Below are 23,923 nucleotides of genomic sequence, written 5' to 3' on the forward strand. Positions count from 1 at the left end.
GAGGACGGCGTCCATCGGCTCGATGCCGTCCTCGACGACGGCCGTGAGCGCACCCTCGGGCTCGGTTCGGACCGAACGCAGACGCTCGAGCACTTCGTCGAGTCGCCCGCCCCGGAGTTCCTCGCTGCGTCGAAACTCGAGCCCGGGATCGTCGCCATCGTCTTCGAGGCGCTCGAGTTCGCCCTCGAGTTGGGCGATCCGGTCCTCGAGCCGGTTGGCCCGCTCCTGGGCTTCCTGCTTTGCCGTCGCGGCCTCGGCGCGGCGATCGGATTCGGCCTCGTATTGCTCCTGTAACCGCTCGTTTTCGGCCTCGAGTTCGTCGATTCGCTCCTTGAGCGACGCGCGGCCGAGCAACTCGTCGAGGTCGAGCATTCGGTCGAAAAAGCGAAACGAGACTACTTCTAGGTACCGGCGTTCCGGAAGTCGTCACCGCTCCCGGCGGTGTCCTCTCGTTTGCCCCCCGGAGGCTGCCACCCGCCCACGTAGGATAGCAACTGTCGTGCCCGTTCACGGCGCGCGAGGAAGACTTCCCGGAGCGACGGCGGGTTCCGCACGTCCGTCTCCTCGAGCATCGACTCCGGCACGGCGAGCGTGTTTGCCGGCACGCTCTCGTCGCCGTGGACGGGGAAGTGGCTGGACTCGAGTTTCATCACGAGCGGCGAATCGAGCGATTCGATCCCGTCGCCCGTCGCGTACACTTCCTCGTTGATTCGCTCGTGCTGATCGCTGTGCATGAACGCGCGGTTCTCTTCGGTCGGCATCACGTAGAGACGTCCGAGATAGTAGCTTCGGGAGAACACCTCGAACATGGTAACTGTACACATGGTCTGGGAGAAGATAACTATTTGCAAACAGATTTAAGTCAGACTACTTTCAGCGTGAATCCGTCGAACAGACGGGAGTTCCGCGAGCGCAGCGACAGGTGAAACGAAACGATCGTTTCTGTGCGGTTTTTAAACGCTCGAACCGCTTCTCGTCGCGCGTCCGGAGTGGGTAAACGGTCCGAACGAATATCCGACTTTTTAGTGAGTTCGGGAGAAGGATCGGGTGATGATGCCGACTCGGACGATCGTCCTGCTCGCGGTCGCCATCGTCGGACTCACGATCGCACCGGTCGCAGCGGGCGCGATCGGGGGGACGTTCGTCGAGGCCGAGACGGGGATCGACGGGGACGGAGGAACCGAGGCCGAGACAGACACGGGGGCGGACGGGGACGGCGACGATGCCGACGACGATGACGCGACGAACTCGAGTGCGGACGCGAACGCGACAGTTGCCGCGTTCATGCAATCGAGCGCCGCCGACGCCGAGCAATCGATCGAATCGGAGATGTTCGACGCACAGTACGAGCAAGCCGAAACCGAGACCCAGTCGGAGCTGGTCGCCAACCGCACTGACGAGTTGGCCGACCGGCTCGAGGATCTCGAAGCCGAGCGGACCGCACTGGAAAACCGCAGCGATACCCTCTCACATGGCCAGTACCAGGCCAGGATGGGACAGCTGACGGCCGAGATTGCCGCCCTCGAGCGGGAGATCGAGCGGACGAAACCGCGAGCGGAGACGACAGGGGTCGGGACCGAACGCCTGGAGACCCTCGAGCGGAACGTTTCCGACCTGTCCGGTCCGGAAGTCGCCTCGATGACTCGAGGGCTCGGCTTGGGGACCCAGGCCGGAGCGGGTCCAGGTCCGAATTCGGGTCCCGGCGTCGGTCCGGGCGGCGGACCATCGGACGCGCCCGGACAGGCGGGGAACGGATCGCCGCCGGAACAGACCGAAAACGGGACACCCGGACAGGCTGGTGGGCCAGGCCAGTCGAACGACAGCGCACCCGGACAGGCAGGGAACGGACCGTCGACGGGGGGTGGTGACGGCCCGCCAGGACAGGACGGTGACGACGAGGACGATACTGGGCAGTCGGACCCGCCAGGACAGGGCAGTGACGACGGAGACGATACTGGGCAGTCGGACCCGCCAGGACAGGGCAGTGACGACGGAGACGATACTGGGCAGCCGGACCCGCCAGGACAGGACGGTGACGACAGCGGGAGCGGCAGTTCCGGTCAGGGACCAGGTAACAGCGGGAACGACGGTACCGGGCCAGCCGGAGGCGGGTCCGGCGGCAACCATAGTGACCACTGAACATCATCGCACACCCGATCGTACGGCAGCCGTGCGATCGGTGTCTATTTCGTTACTATCGGACGCAGCCGTCGGCCGAACACAGTCGGCCCAGGAATAATGCGAGGAGAATAGACTGCGACTCGTACGAAAAACGCCTGTTGAAGGCCGATTAATAGCGACAACAGGCCGGTCGCAACGGCTCCGACCTACACCGCCAGCGCGGCGAGCACGACGAGCCTGAGAAACAGCCAGTTCGCGATTGCGAAACTCGAGTCCGTCGGTTCCGGACTGCACGCAGCCATGTGTTGTCCTTTCGTTCTCGCTTAGTCACATTTACGACAGTTCCGGCGTCTCGTTACGAGTGCTTCTCGGCGAAACTCTCGAGTTTTACCCCGAGCAGGTCGTCGACCGCGTCGACGACGGCGTGGACGACGAGCCAGAGAACGGGGACGTTCACGATTACGACGACGACGTACCTCAGCGGACCGAACGGAGTGGCGATCATAAACGCGATGAAGCTGAGTACGATGGCCAGAAACCCGATTAGAAACAGGTGAAACACCAGCCGATTCGCGATATCGTGAGCGGTCGGTTGGCTCTCGGAGGGGGTGCTCATATCGGCCGCTCGCACGTCGGACTATTCAGCGTTCTTATCTGATCGGAACCCGACCGACTCAGCATCGGCCAGACACCGCTCGCTGGCCGCCTCGAGGTCGAACTCCCGGACGACCTCGCCGTCCCGGACGAGCGGCTCGAGCAGCGACTCGCCGTCCTCGGGATCGTCCCGGTTGGCCAGCGCGACGTGGTGGCCGCCGTCGGGGGTGCGGTAGACTTCTTTGACTCCCGAAAGCTTGCCTCGCTTCGAGATCGGTTCGCCAGCTATTTCGACGATATCGAGACTGAAGTCGACGCTCGGGGCGCTCGTGACGTGGCTCCCGACGCCGAACCCGTCGGCGACATCCCGGAGGGTTCGGATCGCGTCCGGATCGATCCCGCCGCTACAGAAGATGTCGATGTCCTCGTACCCGTGTGCGTCGAGTTCCCAGCGGACTTCCCGGATGATGTGTCGGAAGTCGCCCCGTCGGGAACTTGTGGTGTCGATGCGAACGCCGTCGAGCCGATCGCCGAGCGTGTCCGCCGCCAGCAGACTCTCGCTGACCTCGTCCCAGAACGTATCGGCCAGTGCGATCCGCGGGACATCTTCGGGAACGGCCTCGTCGAAAGCGTCCCAGGCGTCGGGCTGGTTCCCCTCCCCGAAGCAAAACAGCAACGCGTGGGGCATCGTCCCCCCGGCCTCGCGACCGAGAACGTCTCCCGCAGCGACGTGAGAGAAGCCGTCGAGGCCAGCCAGCAAGGCGGCGCGTTCGACCACGGCGGCGATCGACGGATGGACGTGGCGCGCCCCAAACGAGAGTACGAGCGATTTCGGTGCTGCGCGACGAGCCTCGAGTGCGGCCGTCGCGAAGCCGCTCGGCTGGGACAGGAATCCCAGCAGCGACGTCTCGAGTTCGGCGAACTCGAGGTAGGGGCCCTCGATTCGCAGGACCGGCCCACCGTCGAACAGCTGGCCGTCGGGCATGGCGTCGACATCGACGCGTCGGCCCTCGAACAGGGTCGCGACGTCTTTCACGCCGGTAAGGACATCGAACTCGCCGGTCGGGAACTGGTCGGCCGTGACCTCGGCGACGACGTGTGGGTTCTTTCCTGCCGTCTCGAGCGTCGTGCGGGTCCGCTCGAAGTAGGCGTCGGTGGCGTCCCCCTCGAGAATCGCTTCAGTGGGGACGGTTCCAAACGGATTTGACATATCGTCGGTTTCCCGTGGGAAATAAAAAAGCTACCCGTCTACGGTCGAGCCCGTCGATTTCGTCTCGCTTCTTGGTACGGCATGGCTTCTGGGCTCGAGTGGTGTCGGTTTCGTGGCCGCTTCGATTTCCCGTTTCCGTCTCCGTCTCCGTCTCCGTCTTCGGACGGCAACCACCACGATGCCAGTCCCCACGACCACCGCGGCGGCAAGCGCCATCGATCCGGCCATCGATCCCGCGATACCACCGATCGCGTCGGTGTCGCCGCCGACCGCCGTTCCGCCGTCGAGACCGGCCCAGGCGGCGATTTCGTCTTCGCCGTCCGGCGCTGCGCCGGCTTCGATCTCGGGGAGGTCTTCGACCGACGGTGCGCGGACGATGGTCACTGTCTCGCCGTCGGCGTCATCGTCATCGTTACCGTCACCGTCGCGCTCGAGGTAGTACGCGCCCGGATAGCTGTCGCCTTCGACCACGTAGGTGTCCTGGCGGTCCGCGACCGGTTCGGCACCGTAGAACTCGAGCAACTCGAGGTAGCCGTCGGTGAAGGCTGCGGCGTCGTCTTCGGAGAGCCACTCGGTCCGCCAGACGAAGCCAGTCTCTTCGAGGACGGCGTCGGTACGGTCGGGGTCGTCGACGCTGGCGTCGGTGGTGACGTAGGTGACGAGTTCGTCACCCGCCCAGCCGTCGGTGTACGGCTGATCGTAGTCGTAGCCGTCGCCGAGGAACTCCTGGCGGTCGATCACTGCGGGGTGGCCGGCTTCGAACGCGCCGGCGGCAAACATCGCGACCATTCCCGCTTCGCCGAGGGTCTCGTCGGCGCGATCGCCGTCGATCTCGAACTGGGTCCAGTCGTCGCCCGAACGGTCGGGCACCGCGAGGTCGGCGGGGACGCGCTCTTCGCCGGGCCGAATCACCGCCGAGGAACTGGGCGGCGGATCGTCGTAGGCCTCGTCGACGGCGTCCCAGCCGCCCTGCTCGAGCAGGTACTCGACGTAATCCGGGCCGTCCTCGTATGGCTGGATGATCGTGAGATAGAGCCCCCAGTTCAGGTCGGTGTCGGCCGGTGCAGTGTCCGCGGGCAGCACACAGTCCCAGTCCTCGTCGCAGCGATCGGCGTACTCCCCGTCGACCCAGACGGCGTCGCCCTCGATGAGCCCGTTCTTGGCGTTGTCCTGGTCGAGCGTCTCCCGGTCGTAGCTCGTCAGATCGAAGTGCTGGTCCTGCAGGGCATGGAGGAGTTCGTGACCGAGCACGACTTCGTCCATCTCCGGCGTGTCGGGCGTATTCGAGACGATGACGATCTTGCCGTCCGTCGGGGTGTAGTAGCCGTCGACCGCGCCGCCGTAGAGTGTCTCTACCGCTTCGCTGGCGTCTGTCTCGCGGTCGACCAGAAACGTCGCTTCGTAGGTGACACTCGCGTGGAGTTGCTCCGCGGCCGAGAGGTTCACGAACACGTCGTCACGCTCCTGGAACTCCTCGCGGTCGATCACCTCGACGGGGACCTCCTCCTCGAAGGGTAACTCGCGGATCGTCTCGACGCGAGCCATCGACCGGTAGACGACCGCCTCGAGTTCGTCGTCCTCGAGGCTGGCGTCGTCCCGTTCGTCGACGGGCAGTTCGTCGTCGTACCAGTAGCCTTCGACGTAGCCGACGGTGTCGCTCGTTGACGGGCCGTCGGTCCGTTCCTCGCCGGGCTCGTCGGCGGTGAACGGTGCCGGGGCCAGGCCAACGACCGCGACGGCCAGGAGAGCAACGGCGACGACGGCGAGAACGACGAGCAGGGACCGCGTTCTGGTAGATTGCATGACGGAGAGTTAGCAACCCGTTGGCGATCGAACCTGAAAAGAACGGCGGTCGGTTCGCCACCGGACGCCGACGTGTGCTCGTGAGAACGTTTTTCCGATCGGGTTCGAACGATCACGTATGTGCGCCCGATTCGAACTCGAGCCCGAACGAACGGCCCTGGTGGTCGTCGACATCCAAAACGCGTTCTGTCATCCCGACGGGTCGCTGTACGCGCCCGGTAGCGAGGACGTGATCGACCCCATCGCCGACCTCGTCTCGTGGGCCGACGACGCCGGCGCGTCGGTCGTCTACACGCGGGACGTCCACCCACCCGAACAGTTCGAGGACGCGTATTACTACGACGAGTTCGAGCAGTGGGGCGAACACGTCCTCGAGGGCTCCTGGGAGGCCGAGGTGGTCGAGGAGCTCCCCGTCGACGAGGCCGATCACGTCATCGAGAAACACACCTACGACGCGTTCCAGAAGACGGAGTTCGAGGGGTGGCTGGACGCTCGTGGCATCGAAGACCTCGTGTTCTGTGGCACGCTGGCGAACGTCTGTGTCCTCCACAGCGCAGGCAGCGCGGGGCTCCGGGACTTCCGACCGATCCTCGTCGAGGACTGCATCGGCTACATCGAGACGGACCACCGTGAGTACGCGCTCGACCACGCCGACTGGCTGTTCGGCGAGGTGACGACCAGCGACGACCTCGAGTTTGCGTAGGCAGCCTTCGGTATCCTGTTCGAGGAGCGAGGATTTTTGTCCGTTCCTTCGAAGACTGCGACATGCGTCAGTTCTCCCCGATGGACGGTGAGCGTCGATGAACGAGCGCCGGCTTCAACTGTTTTACGTCGTCGGTATCGCCCTCTGTTCGATCGCACTGGTCTCGGCGGCGATGGGTGGCGATATCCTGTTTGCCGTCACGTTCGGATTCGTCATCCTCTATCTCGGGATTCGATACTGGATGGTCGCTACCGGCTGGCCGTAGACGAGATAAAAAGCGCGAACGCGTACAGGCAGAGACGTATCTCCCGTCGGATCGACACGGGACGTATGGACCCTGTGTCGGTTCCCGCCGTCCCTCCGGCCGTCGAACTGGCAATCTACGGGTACTTCGTTCTCGTCGCGGCGATCGGCTGTTACCTCCAGAGCCGGCTGTGGCTCTCGGCCCGCCGTACCGGGACGAGCGATCCCGTCGCCACGAACCACAGCGATACGTAGTACTACGGCTGTGTCGGTAGTTCGTCCCAGGACCGAACGTCGCCGCCGTGTTCGTCGACGAACGCAGCCGCGTCGTCTTCGTCCGAGAACGGGACGAAGTCCTCACCCATCGCACCTTCGACCGCACTGTCGACGACGTACTCGACCGCCGTCGCGTCGACGAACGTCCCGGCCGCGACGTGGCTCGAGATGTACGTCGTCCCGTCACGTTCGACCAGATCGTAGTCGACCGCCGAGTAGTCGGTGACGAACGCTTCGCGGAGTTCCCAGCCGCGCTCGAGGCGCTCTTCGTGGTAGGTGACGAGTTCCGTGACGCTGTCGAACCAGGCCGGCCCGTCGCGTTCTTCGGGCTCGCCGTCGGCGTAGAACAGCTGTCCGGCGGGGCCGTAGTGGTCGTCGATCACCATCCCGCAGACGTCACAGGCCTGGCCGTCGGTGAGCGCGACTGGGTCGGCGGGAACGTCGGCGGTTTCGTCGTCCTCGAGGCAGCCGGCGAGGCCGACGCTTGCCCCGGCGACGACGGCGACGCTGGCGAGGACGCGACGACGTGGGAGCACGTCGTCTACGCGACCGTGGTCCGGGTGGGCCGGTGAGTCGTGTCTGTGCTCGTGTTCGTGTTCCTGTTCCTGTTCCTGTTCGTACTTCTGCCCGTGCTCGTGCTTGTGCGTGCAACCACAGCGTCGGCCGGCGTGAGCGTGAGCGTGGTCGTGATCGGTCATAGTCGCCTCCGTCGGACGGCGACGGCCGCGAGTGCGATCGGCAGGACGATCCAGGCCAGCAGCGCCCCGGCAAGCACCGAAGTCGACAGTCCTGATTCGGTAAGGACGGCCGCGAAGCCGGCGTCGCCGGCCGCCCCGAGCGAGCCAAGCACCAGCGCCCGGAAGATGCCGGTCGGGTTCGCCAGCAACATCGCCGACACTGCGGCGTCGGTCAGATCGAGCGCGGCGATCACGCCGAGTCCGATCAGGTCGTGGACGAGGACGAACCACGCCCACGCGAGCAAAGAGATGCCCAGTGCGTGGGTCTTCTCGGGAACCAGCGTCGAGACGAGGACGCCGACCGAGAGGAAAGCAAGTCCCAGTCCGACCGTCGCCAGCAGGAAGCCGGCGTAGGCGTCGAAGCCCGCGAGGCCGAACTCCCGCAGCAGGAAGAAGCCGGCGGCCCCGAAGCCGATGATCGCGGCGCTTGCAAATACCACCGCACGGCCGACCGTCGTCCCGACGACGATCAGGGCGCGATCGACCGGTAGTGCAAACAGGGTGTGGAGCCAGCCGCTCTCCTCGCGGCCGACGACGGCGTCGTAGGAGAAGGCAAGCGCCACCAGCGGGACGAGATAGACCGCGAGCACCGCGAGGCTCGCGACCGTCCGCTCGAACCCGTCGGGGCTGACACTCGAGCCGCTGAACGTCGTCAGCCCGAGCGCGAACGCGGCGAAGATGGCGGTCATCGCGATCGCCCACCGACCACGGATCGCGAGGCGGTACTCGGTTTCGGCGACGACCAATAGTTGCCGGTACCACTTGCCGGAACCGAGGCCGTCGACGGGTCCGGTTTCAGTTTCAGTTTCAGTTCCGGCGTCCGTCTCCCCCTCGAGGTCGAGGTCGACATCGGCCTCCTCGGTCGGCGAGACGGTACCGTAGCCGCCGTCCGGCCGGGGGACAGCATCGTCGCTCGTCGCTTCGGGGTCGACGTCGGGGTCGGCTGCGGGGCCCTGTTCGTGTCCGTGTCTGTATTCGCCGTCACCTTCGCCTTCGCGTTCGTACTCGTCGGTCATGGGACGCTCACCTCCGTCGACTCCGCATCCGCGGGTTGCCCGTCGCCCCGTCGATCGTCCCCGTCCGCGAGCGCGTCGTGGAACGCCGCCTCGAGACCGGGTTCCCGAACCTCGAACCGATCGACCAGGGCCGAGTCGACCGCCGAGAGCAGATCGAACGCGGCGTCGCGTTCGCAGGTCACTTCGATCGCGTCACCCACCTCCGTCACCTCGCCGCGTCCCTGCACGGCATCGAGCAATCCGGGCCGGTCGCCGGCCGGATGGAGAACGACGGTGACGCCGTCGCCGCTCGCCGTCCGCAGTTCGTCGACGGGGCCGACGGCACGGAGCTCGCCACCCTCGAGGATGGCGACCTCGTCACAGAGGCGTTCGACCTCGCTCAGGACGTGCGAGGAGAGGACGACGGTGGCGTCGGTCTCGCGGTCGATGCGTTCGACGATCTCGTGGAACGTGGTGACGCCGCGTGGGTCGAGGCCAGCCGTCGGCTCGTCCAAGACGAGGACGGGCGGCTCGCCGAGCAGCGCTGCCGCGAGCCCCAGTCGCCGCCCCATCCCGTTCGAGTAGCCGGAGACGGCTCGGTCGGCTGCTTCCGTGAGTCCGACCGTCTCGAGAGTGTCGTCGATCCGGTCGTCTCTGGCTTCGAGGCCGCGCATTCGGGCGTGGACGTCGAGGACCTCGCGGCCGGTCATTGCGTCGGGGAAACCGGCGTGTTCGGGCAGGAACGCGACGCGTTCGCGAACCTGGTGGCCGGCGGCGTCGACGTCGATACCACCGACCTCGATCCGGCCGCTGTCGGGCCGGTCGTGACCGACCAGTAACTCGAACAGCGTCGTCTTGCCGGCTCCGTTCGTTCCGAGGACGCCGAAGGTCGACCCCGACGGGATGTCGAAGCTCGGCCCGTCGAGTGCGACGACGTCGCCGTACCGTTTGTGGACGTCAGTGATCGTGATCTGCATAGTATTCCTCCCAGTTGTCGTGTGGTGGTTCGGCGAGCGGTCGGTGGTCGACGACGCCGGGCGATTCGATCAGGGGGAAGGAACTTTCCGCCATCCGGACGGCGTCGAACGCCGGGCTCTCGGCGAAGACGGCTGCCTGTGGCTGTTCGTGGACTACCTGCTCGACGGTGCCGGCCGGCTGGTGGCGCACCTCGCTGGTCCCGTCCCCGTCCAGATCGACCGCGCGGGCGTCCGACCAGTAGTTGCCCCGGTCGGATTCGTTCCAGGCGATCTGGGCGTTCGTCGACGCGTAGGCCGACTCGTCGTTCGCGACGAAGCTGTTGCCGGCGACGAGTTCGTCGGAGCTGCCGGCCGTGAAGTGGACCCCCGCCTGGTTCTCGAGGATCAGGTTGTCGACGATCTCGTTGCCGTGGGCGTTGTAGACGTAGAAGCCGTTTCCGTTGGCGACGACGGCGTTGTCCCTGATCTCGGTGTGGTCGACCTCCTTGACGAGGATGCCCTGGCCGCTCGGGCCGGCGTTGTTGACAGCGGTGTTGTTCGTGATCGTCAGGTTCTCCGAGACCATCAACGCGAAGCCGACATCGTTGTCGAAGGCGACGTTGTTCTCGAGGCGGTTGTCGTCGGAGTACATGTAGTGGACGCCATACCGGAGGTCCCAGGCGACGTTGCCCTCGGCGACGACGCCTTCGGACCACGAGAAGTAGATTCCGTCCCGAGCCGTCGTGATGTGGTTGTCGCGAAGCTCCGCGCCGTCGGCCCGGTCGAGATGGACCCCGTTCCCGCGGTTGGTCTCGGCGACCGACTCGCGGCCGGCGATCGTCGTCTCCTCGACCGTGACGTCGTCGGATTCACCGATCCAGATCCCGTAGGTCGTCTCGGTAATTCGCAGGTCGGTCAGCGTCGACTCGTTGCCGTTGACCAACACGCCCGCGTCCTCGTCGCTGCGCTCGTGGCCCGACTCGCGGATCCAGACCCCCTCGAGGGTGACGTCGTCGGCGTCGACGTGGACAACGGTGCCCTCGCCGCCGCCGTCGAGCAGCGCCCGCTCGTCGGCTACGTCGGTCGTCGTGATTGTCAGGCCGGGGGTCTCGATCGTCACGTGCTCCTCGAACAGCCCCTCGAGGGCGACGGTGTCTCCGGGCTCGGCTGCGTCGACGGCGTCCTGGACGGAGTCGTACTCGCGGTCCTCGCCGTCGATCGTCGCGACGCCCGGTTCGGTCGGCGGCTCGGCGTCGTGAACGTCCGGTACGTCCGGCGTCCAGCCGTCGACCGTTCGCTCGAGGTCGGACCCGGAGCCGTCGGCAGCGACGACGGCGGCCGCGCCGGTCGCGACGAGCACGGCGACCGCGAGCGCGACGAACCACAGTTCGCGGCTCATGGACGGTCACCTCGACGGTGGGTGGTGTCCGTCTCGGCCGTCACTGCGGTCGCGTCGGCGGTGTCCTCGAGTTCGCCCGCAGTCGCAGGCTCGCCCGACTCCGTGACCGCGTCCGGTGTGTCGCGATCCGATCGGTCGTCGTCGGCTTCGTCCCCTCCCCGTCCCGATCGGACCCGCTCCCGGAGCCGTCCGAGGACCCCTCGGAGGAGATCGGGCGCGTCGCCGACGGTCGCTGTCGAGTCCCGCAGGAAGAAGGACACGACGAGGAGCGCGAACGCGATCATCGTGAGGTAGCCCCCGGGGCCGAACCAGGCGAGACCGCTGATGTTGGCGATCTCGTACGTGCCCAAAAGCGGCGGGGTAAAGGGATCGACGCCGCGCATCGGTGCGTCGGGGTCGAGCGTGTGGCCCGCCTGGTAGAGCCGGTACTGAATCGCCGCGAACATCACGACGAATACCGTCGCCGTGCCGGCGAGCTGGCAGCTCAGTCCGAACTTGAGCTTGCGGACCGTCGGCGCGAGCGCGACGAAGACGCCCGTCGCAGCGACGGCGACGAATGCCAGCGGGCCGGCCGACCACTCGGGCACCTCGATTGCCCCGGATTGGACCTCGTAGTTCGGCTCGAGGAATACTGGGTCCGGGTAGTAGAATCCGACGTACTGGTTGAGCGCCTGCGTCTCCCCGACGTCGCCCTCGAGGCGCGGGTAGGCGTACAGCTCGACGAACAGCCCGTCGGGGTACTGGGGAGCCTCGAGAGTGATCCGCCACATCGGCAACGCCAGGGCGACGAGCAACAGCGCTGCCGCTGCAAGCGGGAGCGCGCGTCTGAGTTCCGCGAATTTTGTGAGTCGGGACATGGATGACAGGGGAGGGGAATCCGGGGGTGATCAGTCGGCCGGTTCGACCAGCAGTCGCGAGCGCATCTCGAGGTGGAGTGCGCTACAGAAGTACGCACAGTATATCCAGTAGACGCCGGGCTCGTCGGCCGTAAACGTCACTTCTCGGGTCTCCTGTGGCGCAGTCTTGACGTTGACGTCGTGTTGTGGGATGGCAAGCGAGTGGAGGATGTCTTCTTCTTCCTCGATGTTCGTCGTCCGGATCGTCACCTCGTCGCCCTCCTGGACGGTGATGTCCTCGAACCCGAAGTGGTTCCGGGTGTTGTACATCTCGATGTGGACCTCGTCGCCGTCGCGCTCGATGAAGTTGTCCTCGTCGTCGGCCGAGATGTAATCGAGCTCGAGGTCGTCGGGGTCGTAGACGCTGGCTGGATCGAGCCGGTCGGCCCGGACGATCGAGGCGTCGTGGGGCTCGGGGTAAGCGGGCGTGTCTTTGACCAGTTCCATCCCGGCGTCGTCGTCGCCGATGTAGAACAGCTGGTCGTTCTCGGGGAAGACCGGCCCGACCGGGAGGAACCGATCCTTCGAGAGTTTGTTGAGGACGATCAGCCAGTCGCCCTGCGGGCTGCCCGTGTAGGATTCGGCGGCGATCAGGTGGCCCGGACTGTAGTGAACGTCGTGTTTCTCGATGACCGGGTCTTCGGAGCCCATTTCGGCGTCGACGGCGTCCTCGATGTCCCACTTGACGACCTGGGAGTCGACGAACAGGGTGGTGTAGGCGTGGCCACGATCGTCGTAGGCCGTATGCAGCGGGCCGTTGCCGACGTTAACCCGGCCGACGATGGCGTCGTTGGGGTCGTCGACTTCGTTGAGTTGATCGATTTCGATGATCGTACAGGTCGGGTCCAGCTTCCCGGAGGCGATCGCGTACTCGCCGTCGGGCGTGACGCTGACGCCGTGGGGGTTCGTCGGCACGTCGATGTACCGTACCAGCGGTTCGTCGCCGTCGTTGAGCGGGCTGTCTTCGGTGCCGTCGACGACGGGGACGCCGTTTATCTCGTCGTACTCACCGGCTTCGACGGCGTCCTCGATCCGTGGAATGTTGAACGCGACGACGTAGTCGGTGTCGGCCGACGTCATCTCCTCTTCGGTGACGCCCTCCTCGCTGTTGTAGCTCGTCGTGAAGAACCACTCGCCTTCCTTGCCGGAGTCGCCGTTGTCCAGATTACAGTCGACGCGGACGTCCCACTCGTGGTCGAACGGGTCCGGCGACATCGCCGAGAGCGTCGACCCGTACTCGCTGGGGTCGTCGAGGTCCCGACCGTCGTTCGGGATCGGGACGCGCAGTTCGCCGACGCCGAAGACGTACCGCGTGTCCGGCATCAACGCGCAAGCGCCGTGGGTCCCCTGCTGGTTCGGCAGGTCGATGATCGCGTCCGTCTCGAAGTACTCGAGGTCGATACGAGCCATCCGGCCGTTGGCCTTGTCGTTGACGAACAGCCACTCGCCGTCGTACTCGTTGTCGGTCTGGCTCGGCCGCGGGTGATGGGTGTCGCCCCACGTGTAGCCACCCGCTTCCTCGAGCATCTCCTGGGTCTGGTCGTCGAACCCGTATCCACGGGCACTCTCCATGTTGAACACCGGGATACGCATGATCTGGCGCATCGATGGAACGCCGTAGACCCGGATGTCCCCAGTGTGGCCGCCCGAGAGGAACGCGTAGTAGTCGTCGTGCTCCCCGGGGGGAACGGTCGCGTCCACCTCGCCGGCAGTAGGGTGATCGTTGCTGTCGTCGAGCAAGCTCGTACACCCCGCCAGCGATCCCATCGCCCCAGCTGCTGCACCGGCTTTCATGAAGTCTCGCCGTGGAATCCTGGCGAACAGCGGGTCCTTGTCGGCGACGTCCGCTTCGATCGTCTCCTGATCGTTCGAAGGGTTAGTTTCTGTCATTGTTTTATGTTTATATATTATTTATTACTACTGTGCGGTTCTGGCGATCGTTACAGGTACGACTCCATGGGCCGCGGTATTAGGGGCGTCTCGAATTCCTACTTTTCAGTAAGCAGACCGAATCGGTTCGGCGGCCACTTTATATGGGTAACGGGTTCGGTCGGGCCGCCGCGTTCGGACACGAGTCGCCGATACGGAAAACGAGCCGAATCGAATCGGTTCCGGAAAGACGGCGACGCTACTGACGGAAGATTCGGTAGGCTCCCTGTCCGGTCGCGACTTCGCGGGTTTCCCCGTCCGGGGTCGTGCTCTCCACGGTGACCCCGCTGACGCCGACGCTCGTCCCTGAACGGATCACCTCGGCGGTCGCGACGAGGTCGCCAGTTGCCGGCCGCAGATAGTTGACGTTGAGATTGATCGTCGCGATTCTGGCCGCAACCGGGTCCTCGAGTTCGGTTCGGAGGGCGAGACCACCGACGGTATCGATCAACGTCGCGGCGATCCCACCGTGGATGTCCGGCCGTCGGTCGTCCCCATCGTTCGGCCGAGCGTTGGTCAACTTCTCGTCGTAGGGGACCGCGAGGGTCATCGTCCCCGGACCGACGTGTTCGACCGTCGTCCCGATCCAGGAGAGGAACTCCTGGTGTTCGTCGATGTAGTACTGGAGGAACTCCTCGAGGCTGTCGAACGCCTCCAGCCCCGGGTAACCGTCGTCGGTCATGCCCACCCGTCCACCGCCGACCATCTTTATCGCTGTGCTTCCGGGGCGTTGCGTTGGAAACTGTTTCTGGGGAGCGGCGGTAGACCAGCTCGAATCCGCGGGCTCACTGAAACGGACGTTTCAGTCTGGGGAACGCCCTTATCAACCCGCCATGTGTTTCGCGTATGGAAACCGACAGACGGACACTCGTCACACTGACAGGCGCGCTCCTCGCCGGGGCTGCCGGCTGTACGACGGACGACGATAACGACGATCCGGAAGCCGGGACTGGTTCCGGTTCCGAAGAGTCGGAAGCGGGGAACGACGGCGGCAACGGCTTCGACGAGTCCGACACACCCGAGTTCCCCCGAATCGATCCCGTTACCGATCCCGACCTCGAGATCGATCGGCTCGCGGAACAGGTCCGGGGCAACGTCGCCTTCTCGCTCGACGCACTGGGCCAGCTTCGGGACGAACAACCCGACGAGAACGTCTTTTTCTCCCCGTACAGCATCTCGGTCGCGCTCGCGATGACCTACGCTGGCGCTCGCGGCGAGACGGCCACGGAGATGGCAACAGCCTTGCGGTACGAACTCGGCGACGGAGGCGACGCCGACGACCTCCACGCCGCCTTCGGCGCGCTTGAAGACGAGTTCGAGCGGCGCAACGAGGACGGCGAGGAAGTCGCCCCGCCGGTGTGGGAGCAAGACGAGGACGACGAGGACGGAGATGAGCCCGAGAACGAGGACGACGACCTCGGCTTCCAGCTCTCGAGCGCCAACGCCGTCTGGCCCGACGGGACCCTCCCGCTCGACGACGAGTACCTCGAGTTGCTCGAGGCGTATTACGGGGCCGGCGAGCACGTCGTCGACTTCACCGGCGATCCCGAGGGCGCTCGCGAGGAGATCAACGCCTGGGTCGAGGACCGGACGAACGACCGGATCGAGGGGCTCCTCTCCGAGGGCGATGTCGACGCCACGACGCGGCTCGTGCTCACTAACGCCGTCTACTTTCTCGCGGCCTGGGAGCACGACTTCGACCCCGACGCGACCGAGCCCGGGACGTTTACCGGCCTCGACGGGGCCCAAACCGAAGTCGATCTGATGCACCAGCGTACGGAGCTACGGTACGCCGAAATCGGGGGCCACCAGCTCGTCGAACTCCCCTACGCCAACGAGGAGACGAGTATGATCGTCGTTCTGCCCGCCGAGGGCGAGTTCGAATCCTTCGAGGAGTCGCTGACGGTAGACCGGCTCACGACGATGCTCGCGGAGACCGCCCGGCCGGAGGTCGACCTGACGATACCGAAGTTCGGCGTCGAGTCGAAGTTCAGCCTCGTCGAGACCCTCGAGGGGTTGGGCATGGACCGTGCGTTCGGTTCCGGTGCGGACTTCAGCGGGATGGTCGAAGGCGACGACAGCGGTCTCTCCATCGACGATGTCATTCACCAGAGCTTCGTCGAGGTCGACGAAGAGGGGACCGAGGCGGCCGCGGCAACGGCCGTCGTCATGGACGACGCTGGGCCGCCGGATCACGTCGAGATGACCGTCGATCGGCCGTTCCTGTTCTACATTCGGGATCGACCGACCGAGACGCCGCTGTTCGTCGGACGCGTTGTCGACGGCGAGACGCTCCAGGACGACCAACAGTAGCTCACCGTTTCGTTTCCGTCCGTGCTGGATGGGGACAGCAACCACGTGGACGACTCCATCGTAGCCACTGAGACGGATTGCTGTAACTGAGGGTGTCATAGAACTCTTCATAAGGGCGATCGCTCTCGCGTTGAAAGACCCCAAATAACCGCTCGGTCGAGCGTGGATTCAACTGCCAGCGATTCTGCCGGTCCTGGTAGATGTTCTTAGTGGCCTGCTGCATACAGAGGATGGATGCAGCACAGCGCCATCGTTTGTTTCGTGCCCAATTCACTGAACCAGCCGGTCAGTACATCTGCGAACTGATCGACGAAGAAATTGCCAGATAAGAGTAGTATTCCTACTGGTATGCAAGATGGAATCACTCGGTAGAACAAGGCGAGTCCTTTGAGGATTTCCCGAGGGAGCTCAGGTTTTGATCTGCTACTCCAAGTGGAAAGGACCGTGACTCTCCTGTTCACTCATCGGGTCTAAGGGGTTGAGGACGTTATTTCAGTCCCGTCGCAGTACTCGAATTGACTGCCTTCTGGATTCACTCGTTCGCCCCCGACGTTGAAGTCTAAGTCGATTTCTTCGCTTGTATCGAGATACTTAACTATCAGTTTCCCTGGCATCTCATATCCACAGTCGTTTGGATGGTCTGGTATGCCACCAAATTCATTCGTCAAAAAGTCAGGCGCGACGTATTCGCGTTCTTCTCCCGGGTGTAGAATGTTTTCGTTACCGTCTACATTTTCAGTTTCAGGACTGAATGATCCTGTTGTAACGTAAGGATGCTCAGTGGTAATCCCTGAGGCCACGCCATCGGTATCCTCATAATAAAACTCCTCAATGAATACTGAAACGTCCGATGTATTCTCCAGTGTGAATTCAATCCCTAACACGTCCACATCGGCACCGTATTCCGTTGTTTCTTCAGCCCACGTGATATCCACGTCAGTAACTGAGAGTTCAGGATAGTACTCATACACATACGAATCCAACTCTTCGTCTTCGTCATCGTATGCTGTAAAGACGTATTCACCTTCTTCTGGATCAATCCCCGAGCTTATTCCTGGTCGGTAAATATCTGCCTCAATCTCATCAACCCCTGCACGAATGGCTTTTCTATCGTACGCATCTTCGCTGGGCGTATCTATCACAACCTCCGCGATATCCGCTTCATTTTCTAACGAAATCACCAACGTCAATTCGTCTTCTTCGACATCGACAATGTATTCACCCCCAGACTCATCCTCAGACTCTGCCTCAGCGTCACCATCAGCATCATCTTGATCTTCTCCGTTCGCTCCCGGCTGGGAATCTCCATTCAAACAACCAGCCATCCCTGCAACGCCTCCCGCAACCAATGTATTCAAAACCACTCGTCGTGATAGTTTACTTTCCATACACATACTTACCATCACATGTTTAATAAGATTGCTAAAATTCGATCCAGAATCAAACACCTTAGAGATCCTGTCCGACAATTACCCAGACAAGTTTCGTCGAGCCACCCTCTGCATGTTTCACCGGTCTTCTGGCAGATTTCATATGAGACGTCACTCATCACGGTACGTGTGCTCCCTGTACTGACCGATCACTACCGGCGCAAATCGAGGCGAATCCCGTGCGACATTCGCGCCCTGTATTCAGCACGCAATTTCTGACAGCCCTGAGTAAATTTTGCCCCCTCGTGGTACATCGTTCCCCGATACTGCCAGACAGAGAGTCGTGGAGAATGGGGTGTGCGAACTGTTCTATGAGACTCTGGTAACTAGTTACCCCCGATCGCCGACCCCGTTCTGGTGAGCGGCGGTAAGTGACTACAGTAAACCGTCTGACTGTCAGTTTGCACCCGATTGCACGGGAGAAATGCGGCTCGAGCGGTGACGTGGCCGAGAACTGCAAGACAGAACGGGGAAACGTCCCTGCCTTCTCCCACGAGTTCAGTCGTGGGGTTGTGCTGGCCACGGACCAACGCCCGTCACAGACGGGCATTCCCACGTGGACGTTCGCCGGTCGAATGCCGGCGTTCTGAAGTCAGTGTGGCTCCCGGGCGGGACACGCTGGGCTTGCCCGACCTCGGCAGGCCACCCTACGGGCGGCCTGCCACTCGAGCGTACGCGTTTCATCCCAGAGTGAACTCGGGGGCGTTCGCGCTGTTCTCGCTGTAAGCGATCCGCTCGATGTGCGACTGGTTTCAGTTGTGACTACGGCAAGCCAGTTTTATCACGTAATGACAATTCTGACAGAGGGTGTGAAACCCACGGCGACGATCTCCTACGGCAGATTCCCGAGGAGAACTGTATCCCCAGTCAAATGAATTCCGAGCTAACAAATATGGATTTTCAAACAGAAATTTGAGAAGGTATTTATGAGTGACAACTGATCGAAATCACGTCATGGGTGTGTTAAACGCTTTTGGCTCGTTGGCTAGTGCACTGATCGCAGGCCTCGTTATGCTCGCGTTCGCGGTTTTGAGCCTGTTCGTTACCGTCTTTGTCGTAGATATGGCTGCAGCGATCGGAGGACTCGATCCGGATGACAGCTACGTTGTCCTTGGCGCAACGGTTCTCGCTGGCGCGGCCATCGTCGCTGGCGGCGTCGGCTTTTCGTTCCCAGAAGAAGAAGGCTAACAGTCCGACACCGGACTCTCGCTCTGTCGTAACGTGTGGCTGTCGAACATGGATTTTACAGGTTATCGAGGCGAGTGTCACGGGGCTTGACCGGCAAGCTACCGGCTAGCGACCCCGCCACTCGCGCCACCCCTCACTCGTACCACGACGCGCTCGCCGATCGAAAACCGCCGGTCGGGACAGATCAGTTTCGCGCCGAAGTCGCCGTCTCGAGCGCAAAACGTCGACAGGCCCGTGATCGGGTCACCGTTGGCCGTCACCGTACTCTCGTCCCACGCGATCGTTCGCCCGTCGTCGCCGACGGTCCCGAGTCGGTCGTCGTTCAGCGAGACGTGCCGTCCCGGCTCCGCTCGCTCGTGGCCGTCTCGAGCCGCCGGTCCGCGGAGAACGCCGCCACTGTCGTAGTGGGGAATGCCGCCGTCGAGGACTCCGCCGCCGTCCGCGCGAATCCCCACGAACGTCTCGCCGGGATCGGGATGGGTCGGCGCGTCGAGGACGGCGTAGGTCTCGCCCGCCGCTACCACCGTCCCGGTCCCGTCCCACTCGAGCGGACGACAGTCGACCCCGTCACCGATCTCGAGCGGGAGCGAGCCGGACGCGCGCCGGAGGTTCCGGTCGGGCCGGCGAAAGCCGACGTGCAGGTGGTTGTCCACCCAGGGTGCGAAAAACCCAGCCCGGACGAGTTCGCCAAGCGACTCCCCTCGTTCGACGCGGTCGCCGGTCTCGACGGTCGGATCGACGTGGAGGACGCGAGCGACAAGCCCCTCGAGTTCGACGGGCTCGTCGACGTCGACGAGAATCAGGAAGTCGTGTTCGGGCGCGTACGGCTTCGGGGGCGCACGGACGGTCGTCGTCTCGCGAACGGTGCCGGAGACGGGACTCGGAGCCGCGGTCGTTCGTCCGTCCCGTAGCGTTCCCGGGTAACAGTCGATCGCCTGGCCGCCGTCGTGGGCCCGATACGGCGAGTTGTACAGGGAAAAGCGGGCGTACTGGGACACCAACTCGGCGGGCAGCGTCACCGGCTCGGGGGCGGCCGCGGTCATGCTCGTTCGTGTCTCGGTAACGGGAGCGTTTAGTCCCATCGACCCCAACAGCCCCGTATGCGGGTATTTCGCGGCCGCGGGTCGACGATCGAACGTGACCGCGCGGCCAGTGCACGGCTGCTCGAGGTCGCCACCACGGGGGAGCCGGCGGTCCGGGTCTGGCGGCCCCACAGACAGCTAGCCTTCGGGCGGCGGGACTGTCGACGCGACGGCTACGACCGGGCTCGAGCGGCCGCACGCGAGGCGGACTTCCCGCCGGTCGAACGTGACGTCGGCGGTCGGGCGGTCGCCTACGACGGCGAGACGACGATCGCGTTCGCCCGCGCGGAGCCGATCGAGGACTTCCGGCGCGGGACCGACGAGCGCTACGACCGGCTCACGGCCGATCTCGAGCGCGGACTCGCCGCGCTTTCCGGGCTCGATCCCGGAACGCTCGCGCGGGACGAGCCGGCGAACGCGTTTTGCCCGGGGTCGCACTCGTTGTCGACGGGCGACGGCGGTGGGGACGGGGCCCTCGCGAAAATCGCCGGTATCGCCCAGCGCGTTCGCCAGGACGCCGCGGTCACGGCCGGTATCCTCGTCGTCGCCGGCCGCGAGCCGATCGCCGGCGTGCTCGAGGACGTCTACGGCGCGCTCGAGGTGGCGTTCGATCCCGGCTCCGTCGGCTCGCTCGCGGCGGCCGGTGGCCCTGCCGATGCCGAGACCGTGCGAGCAACGCTCGAGGACGCGCTCGTGGGCGAGGCCGAACCGGTGGTCGAACCCGTCCAGCGCCTCGAGACTGGCACGACGGACGGCCCCGGACCCTAAGTTAAGTCACGGCCGCGGCCGTTCGAGCCAACGTTTTCGGTGATCGCTCACGTCGGAGTCCGTATGGACGCGACTGCGACCGGCGATCGCAGCGACGACGACCGCGACGCGAGCGCTCGAAGCGAACGGGAGGAGATTCGATGACCGAGGACGAGAAACTCGATCGTCCCACGGCCGACCCACGGTGGGACGAACTCCGGGCTGACGCGGTCGACCTCGCCGACGACTACCGCGAACACGGCTGGGACGCGATCGTCCTCGACCCCGTCTCGGTGAACCCGATCGCGAACGTGGAAGCCGAACCGGATACACAGGAGGGAAGCGTCGACGCCGGCTCCGGGCCACAGGGTGTCGAACAGCCCGGACTCGAGGCCCGCGTCTCGAAGGCGGAGTACGATCCGCTCGAGGGGATCGTCGACGGCGACGCCGTGACCGTCGGCGACGCGGAGGTCTACTACCGACCGGCGGAACCCGCCGACGACGCGACTGGGGACGATGGCGGCAGCGACGGCGACGACGGCGACGACAGCGACGGGGAGCCCACCCTCGAGGCCCGCCGCTTCGTCATCGTCGTCGAACGCGATGTGGCCAGCGAAACTGCCGTCATCCTCCCGCTTACCTACTCGGTCGACGAGGCACGGCCGGTCTTCGAGCGAGCACTCGTCGACGAGGAACTCCTGATCCGCGTCCGCGGGGACGGGACTGAACCTGATCGCTGGGTCACGTTCTCTCACGACGATCCGTCGCTGTTCCTCGAAGAGGGGGACGTCCGACGCTGGCGAAGCGGCGAGTGACACATCTACGTTTCTTCAGAAACCAACGCCATCAGTGGGTCCCCGTTCCGGGAAGTCGCCTGGACGACGAGGAGCGCCAGCCGGGCTGGACGCCGATTCTACGACTCGAAAGGCATCTCGATCCTCGATCCGGACGATGACCGCGTCCACGTCGTCTCGAACCCGAACGAACGGGACGCCGTCCTCGAGTCGACGTCGACGGCCGCGGAGACAATCGGTCCCGACCCAGACCCGAACGCGGACATGCCCGCGGAGGAGCGTACTGCGCGCATCGCCGCGTTCGTCGACCACAGTGACCGGCGTGTGCCTGTGACGGCTGCTCCGATGTCCCGGTATACCCGTGGCCCGAAGCGGCTGTACCGGAACTGACGGACAGTAAACCGTCCGAGACGCGGAGTCGTCACTCCTCGGTGTCCACGTCCGCTTCTTCGCGTAACTCCTCGCTCGCTTCCCGGACCTCGCGCATCACCGACGAGATCCGCTCTTCGGCCTCGAGTTCTTCCTCGACCGAGAGGTCGACGCCCTCGACCTCGAGGAGGAACTTCGCGACCTCGGTCGACTCGTACATCACGTCGTCGAGCTCTTCGGCGGTGAAGAAGTCACACATCGCGCCATAGAGGAATGTCGCGCCGGCCTTGCGGACCTTCTCTTCGAAGGAGGCACGGGCCTGGTTGACCGCTTGTGGCGTGTAGGTGTCGGTCATAAACGGAACGAGTTCGGGCAGGTTCTCGCCGATCTTGGTCATCTCGACGCCGGTTTCGGTTCGGAAATCAGAACAGAGCCGCGCGATTGCCCACTCGCGGGCGGTGATGTATGTTCGGTCCCGAAGGAACTCGTTGACCCGGTCGTACTGGGCTCCGTCCATCTTCTTGAACCGGGCGTACTTCTGCACGTCCTCCGGAACGTCGGACTCCTCGGGCTCGGGGTCAGGAACGCCTGGCATCGACGACTCGTCGCTGTCCGGTCCGTCGGCGACGCCGTCCTCGTCGCCCTCGCTCGTTTCGGATTGGTCTTTGTTCTCTTGGGCTTCGATGGCGTCGCTGGTCTCCGTCTCAGCGTTCGCGTCGGCGTCACCGTCGGCCCCCGCGACGTTCACTCCGTCGTCGTTCATGGGCGCTTATACCGACAGGTGTGAGATAAGGGTTGTTCTCGCAATCGCCGTGTCCCACGAGCCCGTTGTTCCGCTCGAGCCTGCGACTACTGGGACAACTATAAACACGAAATCCGTTTCCCCTGGTTCTACCGGATTTAAGTCCGTGAAGGATGTTCGACACAATATGACACAGACGCCAGTCGTGGCCAAGGCCGTACGGACTCCCCAGGGGAAAGAAGACGGCGCGTTCGCGGACCTGCGCAGCGAGGACCTCTCGGTGCCGCTGATCGACGAAATCCTGGCCGAAACCGGTCTCTCCGGCGAGGAGATCGACGACCTGATGTGGGGCTGTGCCCAGCAACGCGACGAGCAAGGGAACAACGTCGCTCGCGTCATCGCTTTGCTGTCGGAACTGGGCGAGTCGGTGCCGGCGACGACGATCAATCGCTGGTGTGCCTCCTCGATGCAGGCAGTCATCTCCGCTGCGGACGCCATCGCGGCCGGTAACCGCGACGCTATCATCGCCGGCGGCGTCGAGAACATGAGCCGCGTGGCGATGGGCGAGAACACCCACAACGTCCACCCGAAGATGGCCCAGCTGTACAACATGGGCGAACTCCAGATGGGGATGACTGCCGAGAAGGTCGCCGAGGAGTTCGACATCAGCCGCGAACAGCAAGACGAGTACGCGGCCCGGAGCCAGCAGCGGGCGACCGAAGCGACCGAGGAAGGTCGCTTCGACGACGAGATCGTCCCGATCGAGACCGACGAGGGGACGATCGAGGAAGACGAGGGAATCCGTCCCGGCACGACGCCCGAGAAACTCGGCGAGCTCCCGACGGTCTTCAAATCCGACGGCACCGTCACGCCCGGTAACGCCTCCCAGATCTCCGACGGGGCCTCTGCCTTGCTGGTCACCAGCGAGGCGTTCGCGACCGAACACGACCTCGAGATTCTCGCGGAGGTCGGCATGAACAACGTCGCCGGCGTCGACCCGACCATCATGGGTGTCGGTCCGGTACCGGCGACCGAGGGCCTCCTCGAGCGCAACGGCCGCGAGATCGACGACTACGACCTCGTGGAACTCAACGAGGCGTTCGCGAGCCAGTCGATCTACTCGCGAGACGAGCTCGGTATCGACCCCGAGAGCTTCAACGTCAACGGTGGTGCGATCGCTATCGGCCACCCGCTGGGAGCGTCGGGTGCTCGCCTCCCGGTGACGTTGATCCACGAACTCCAGAAGCGTGGCGGCGGGCTCGGCCTGGCGACGCTTTGTGTCGGCTTCGGGCAGGGTGCGGCGATCGAGTTCGAGGTCAACTAGATACGCTGTACCGATTTCCCGGTGTCACCGCCGTCCGGGTCGTTCGATCGACTTCGGTAGCCGTCTAGTGTC

The 23,923-nt window shown here is 64.3% G+C and carries 23 protein-coding genes and 1 pseudogene; 9 read left to right on the top strand and 15 right to left on the bottom strand.

The genetic code is table 11. The features are described from left to right. Both C446_RS04500 and C446_RS04505 read right to left on the bottom strand, forming a co-directional pair. Positions 1 to 372 (bottom strand): annotated as a pseudogene (locus C446_RS04500) (Vms1/Ankzf1 family peptidyl-tRNA hydrolase); the annotation flags it as partial. Positions 373 to 401: 29 nt separating this feature from the next. Further along, positions 402 to 809, bottom strand: a complete 408-nt coding sequence (locus C446_RS04505) for a DUF5802 family protein (RefSeq protein WP_006671883.1) — start codon at positions 807 to 809, stop codon at positions 402 to 404. Positions 810 to 1,050: 241 nt separating this feature from the next. On the opposite strand from C446_RS04505, the gene C446_RS04510 reads away from it, so the two are divergent. Then, the gene (locus C446_RS04510; protein WP_006671884.1) at positions 1,051 to 2,139 is read left to right on the top strand and encodes a DUF4200 domain-containing protein; all 1,089 of its coding nucleotides are present in this window, start codon (positions 1,051 to 1,053) and stop codon (positions 2,137 to 2,139) included. A gap of 337 nt (positions 2,140 to 2,476) precedes the next feature. On the opposite strand, the gene C446_RS04515 is transcribed toward C446_RS04510, so the two are convergent. From C446_RS04515 to C446_RS04525, 3 genes are read right to left on the bottom strand one after another with little or no spacing between them, the layout of a single operon-like run. Continuing rightward, the gene (locus C446_RS04515; protein ID WP_006671885.1) at positions 2,477 to 2,737 is read right to left on the bottom strand and encodes a hypothetical protein; all 261 of its coding nucleotides are present in this window, start codon (positions 2,735 to 2,737) and stop codon (positions 2,477 to 2,479) included. Positions 2,738 to 2,758: 21 nt separating this feature from the next. Next, positions 2,759 to 3,925 carry a nicotinate phosphoribosyltransferase gene (locus C446_RS04520; protein WP_006671886.1) on the bottom strand — a complete coding sequence of 389 codons (1,167 nt, stop codon included), beginning with the start codon at positions 3,923 to 3,925 and terminating at the stop codon, positions 2,759 to 2,761. 30 nt (positions 3,926 to 3,955) lie between these two features. After that, positions 3,956 to 5,728, bottom strand: coding sequence for an Hvo_1808 family surface protein (locus tag C446_RS04525; protein WP_006671887.1), 1,773 nt, complete (start codon positions 5,726 to 5,728; stop codon positions 3,956 to 3,958). A gap of 118 nt (positions 5,729 to 5,846) precedes the next feature. Here C446_RS04525 and C446_RS04530 point away from each other — a divergent pair, with 118 nt between their 5' ends. The 3 genes from C446_RS04530 to C446_RS19255 all read left to right on the top strand — a co-directional run bounded on the left by C446_RS04530 (position 5,847) and on the right by C446_RS19255 (position 6,929). After that, complete coding sequence (locus tag C446_RS04530) at positions 5,847 to 6,431, top strand: cysteine hydrolase family protein (protein ID WP_006671888.1); 585 nt, start codon at positions 5,847 to 5,849, stop codon at positions 6,429 to 6,431. 97 nt (positions 6,432 to 6,528) lie between these two features. Beyond that, the gene (locus C446_RS19250; RefSeq protein ID WP_006671889.1) at positions 6,529 to 6,696 is read left to right on the top strand and encodes a hypothetical protein; all 168 of its coding nucleotides are present in this window, start codon (positions 6,529 to 6,531) and stop codon (positions 6,694 to 6,696) included. Positions 6,697 to 6,761: 65 nt separating this feature from the next. Then, on the top strand, positions 6,762 to 6,929 hold the full coding sequence (locus C446_RS19255; protein WP_006671890.1) for a hypothetical protein: 168 nt from the start codon (positions 6,762 to 6,764) through the stop codon (positions 6,927 to 6,929). 2 nt (positions 6,930 to 6,931) lie between these two features. On the opposite strand, the gene C446_RS04535 is transcribed toward C446_RS19255, so the two are convergent. The 7 genes from C446_RS04535 to C446_RS04565 all read right to left on the bottom strand — a co-directional run bounded on the left by C446_RS04535 (position 6,932) and on the right by C446_RS04565 (position 14,544). Continuing rightward, the gene (locus C446_RS04535) at positions 6,932 to 7,648 is read right to left on the bottom strand and encodes a nitrous oxide reductase accessory protein NosL (RefSeq protein WP_006671891.1); all 717 of its coding nucleotides are present in this window, start codon (positions 7,646 to 7,648) and stop codon (positions 6,932 to 6,934) included. Next, positions 7,645 to 8,703: an ABC transporter permease gene (locus tag C446_RS04540; protein WP_006671892.1), complete on the bottom strand. Its 1,059-nt coding sequence runs from the start codon at positions 8,701 to 8,703 to the stop codon at positions 7,645 to 7,647. Before C446_RS04540 ends, C446_RS04535 begins: the two co-directional genes overlap by 4 nt. Further along, positions 8,700 to 9,659 carry an ABC transporter ATP-binding protein gene (locus tag C446_RS04545; protein ID WP_006671893.1) on the bottom strand — a complete coding sequence of 320 codons (960 nt, stop codon included), beginning with the start codon at positions 9,657 to 9,659 and terminating at the stop codon, positions 8,700 to 8,702. Before C446_RS04545 ends, C446_RS04540 begins: the two co-directional genes overlap by 4 nt. After that, positions 9,640 to 11,037: a nitrous oxide reductase family maturation protein NosD gene (nosD, locus tag C446_RS04550; RefSeq protein WP_006671894.1), complete on the bottom strand. Its 1,398-nt coding sequence runs from the start codon at positions 11,035 to 11,037 to the stop codon at positions 9,640 to 9,642. The genes C446_RS04545 and nosD overlap by 20 nt, the downstream gene beginning before the upstream one ends. Further along, positions 11,034 to 11,894 carry a hypothetical protein gene (locus C446_RS04555; RefSeq protein ID WP_006671895.1) on the bottom strand — a complete coding sequence of 287 codons (861 nt, stop codon included), beginning with the start codon at positions 11,892 to 11,894 and terminating at the stop codon, positions 11,034 to 11,036. The genes nosD and C446_RS04555 overlap by 4 nt, the downstream gene beginning before the upstream one ends. A gap of 30 nt (positions 11,895 to 11,924) precedes the next feature. Then, a complete protein-coding gene (gene nosZ, locus C446_RS04560) occupies positions 11,925 to 13,823 on the bottom strand; it encodes a TAT-dependent nitrous-oxide reductase (RefSeq protein WP_006671896.1) in 1,899 nt (632 codons plus the stop codon). A 238-nt stretch (positions 13,824 to 14,061) separates the two neighbouring features. Continuing rightward, positions 14,062 to 14,544, bottom strand: coding sequence for a PaaI family thioesterase (locus C446_RS04565; RefSeq protein ID WP_049920034.1), 483 nt, complete (start codon positions 14,542 to 14,544; stop codon positions 14,062 to 14,064). Positions 14,545 to 14,708: 164 nt separating this feature from the next. Here C446_RS04565 and C446_RS04570 point away from each other — a divergent pair, with 164 nt between their 5' ends. Beyond that, positions 14,709 to 16,175 (top strand): serpin family protein, encoded by a 1,467-nt coding sequence (locus C446_RS04570; RefSeq protein ID WP_006671898.1) that lies wholly within the window; start codon positions 14,709 to 14,711, stop codon positions 16,173 to 16,175. Positions 16,176 to 16,645: 470 nt separating this feature from the next. On the opposite strand, the gene C446_RS04575 is transcribed toward C446_RS04570, so the two are convergent. Next, the gene (locus C446_RS04575) at positions 16,646 to 17,563 is read right to left on the bottom strand and encodes a hypothetical protein (RefSeq protein WP_152419370.1); all 918 of its coding nucleotides are present in this window, start codon (positions 17,561 to 17,563) and stop codon (positions 16,646 to 16,648) included. A gap of 996 nt (positions 17,564 to 18,559) precedes the next feature. Here C446_RS04575 and C446_RS04580 point away from each other — a divergent pair. Continuing rightward, a complete protein-coding gene (locus tag C446_RS04580; protein ID WP_006671900.1) occupies positions 18,560 to 18,793 on the top strand; it encodes a hypothetical protein in 234 nt (77 codons plus the stop codon). 98 nt (positions 18,794 to 18,891) lie between these two features. On the opposite strand, the gene C446_RS04585 is transcribed toward C446_RS04580, so the two are convergent. Then, the gene (locus tag C446_RS04585) at positions 18,892 to 19,836 is read right to left on the bottom strand and encodes a hypothetical protein (RefSeq protein WP_006671901.1); all 945 of its coding nucleotides are present in this window, start codon (positions 19,834 to 19,836) and stop codon (positions 18,892 to 18,894) included. Positions 19,837 to 19,893: 57 nt separating this feature from the next. On the opposite strand from C446_RS04585, the gene C446_RS04590 reads away from it, so the two are divergent. Continuing rightward, the gene (locus tag C446_RS04590) at positions 19,894 to 20,643 is read left to right on the top strand and encodes a lipoate--protein ligase family protein (protein ID WP_006671902.1); all 750 of its coding nucleotides are present in this window, start codon (positions 19,894 to 19,896) and stop codon (positions 20,641 to 20,643) included. A gap of 140 nt (positions 20,644 to 20,783) precedes the next feature. Next, positions 20,784 to 21,437, top strand: a complete 654-nt coding sequence (locus C446_RS04595; RefSeq protein WP_006671903.1) for a DUF7529 family protein — start codon at positions 20,784 to 20,786, stop codon at positions 21,435 to 21,437. A 400-nt stretch (positions 21,438 to 21,837) separates the two neighbouring features. On the opposite strand, the gene C446_RS04605 is transcribed toward C446_RS04595, so the two are convergent. Continuing rightward, a complete protein-coding gene (locus C446_RS04605) occupies positions 21,838 to 22,548 on the bottom strand; it encodes a DUF5806 family protein (protein WP_006671905.1) in 711 nt (236 codons plus the stop codon). 166 nt (positions 22,549 to 22,714) lie between these two features. On the opposite strand from C446_RS04605, the gene C446_RS04610 reads away from it, so the two are divergent. Then, the gene (locus tag C446_RS04610; RefSeq protein WP_006671906.1) at positions 22,715 to 23,851 is read left to right on the top strand and encodes a thiolase family protein; all 1,137 of its coding nucleotides are present in this window, start codon (positions 22,715 to 22,717) and stop codon (positions 23,849 to 23,851) included. The last annotated feature ends 72 nt before the right edge of the window (positions 23,852 to 23,923 follow it).

This window comes from Halobiforma nitratireducens JCM 10879, assembly GCF_000337895.1.
Classification (GTDB): domain Archaea; phylum Halobacteriota; class Halobacteria; order Halobacteriales; family Natrialbaceae; genus Natronobacterium; species Natronobacterium nitratireducens.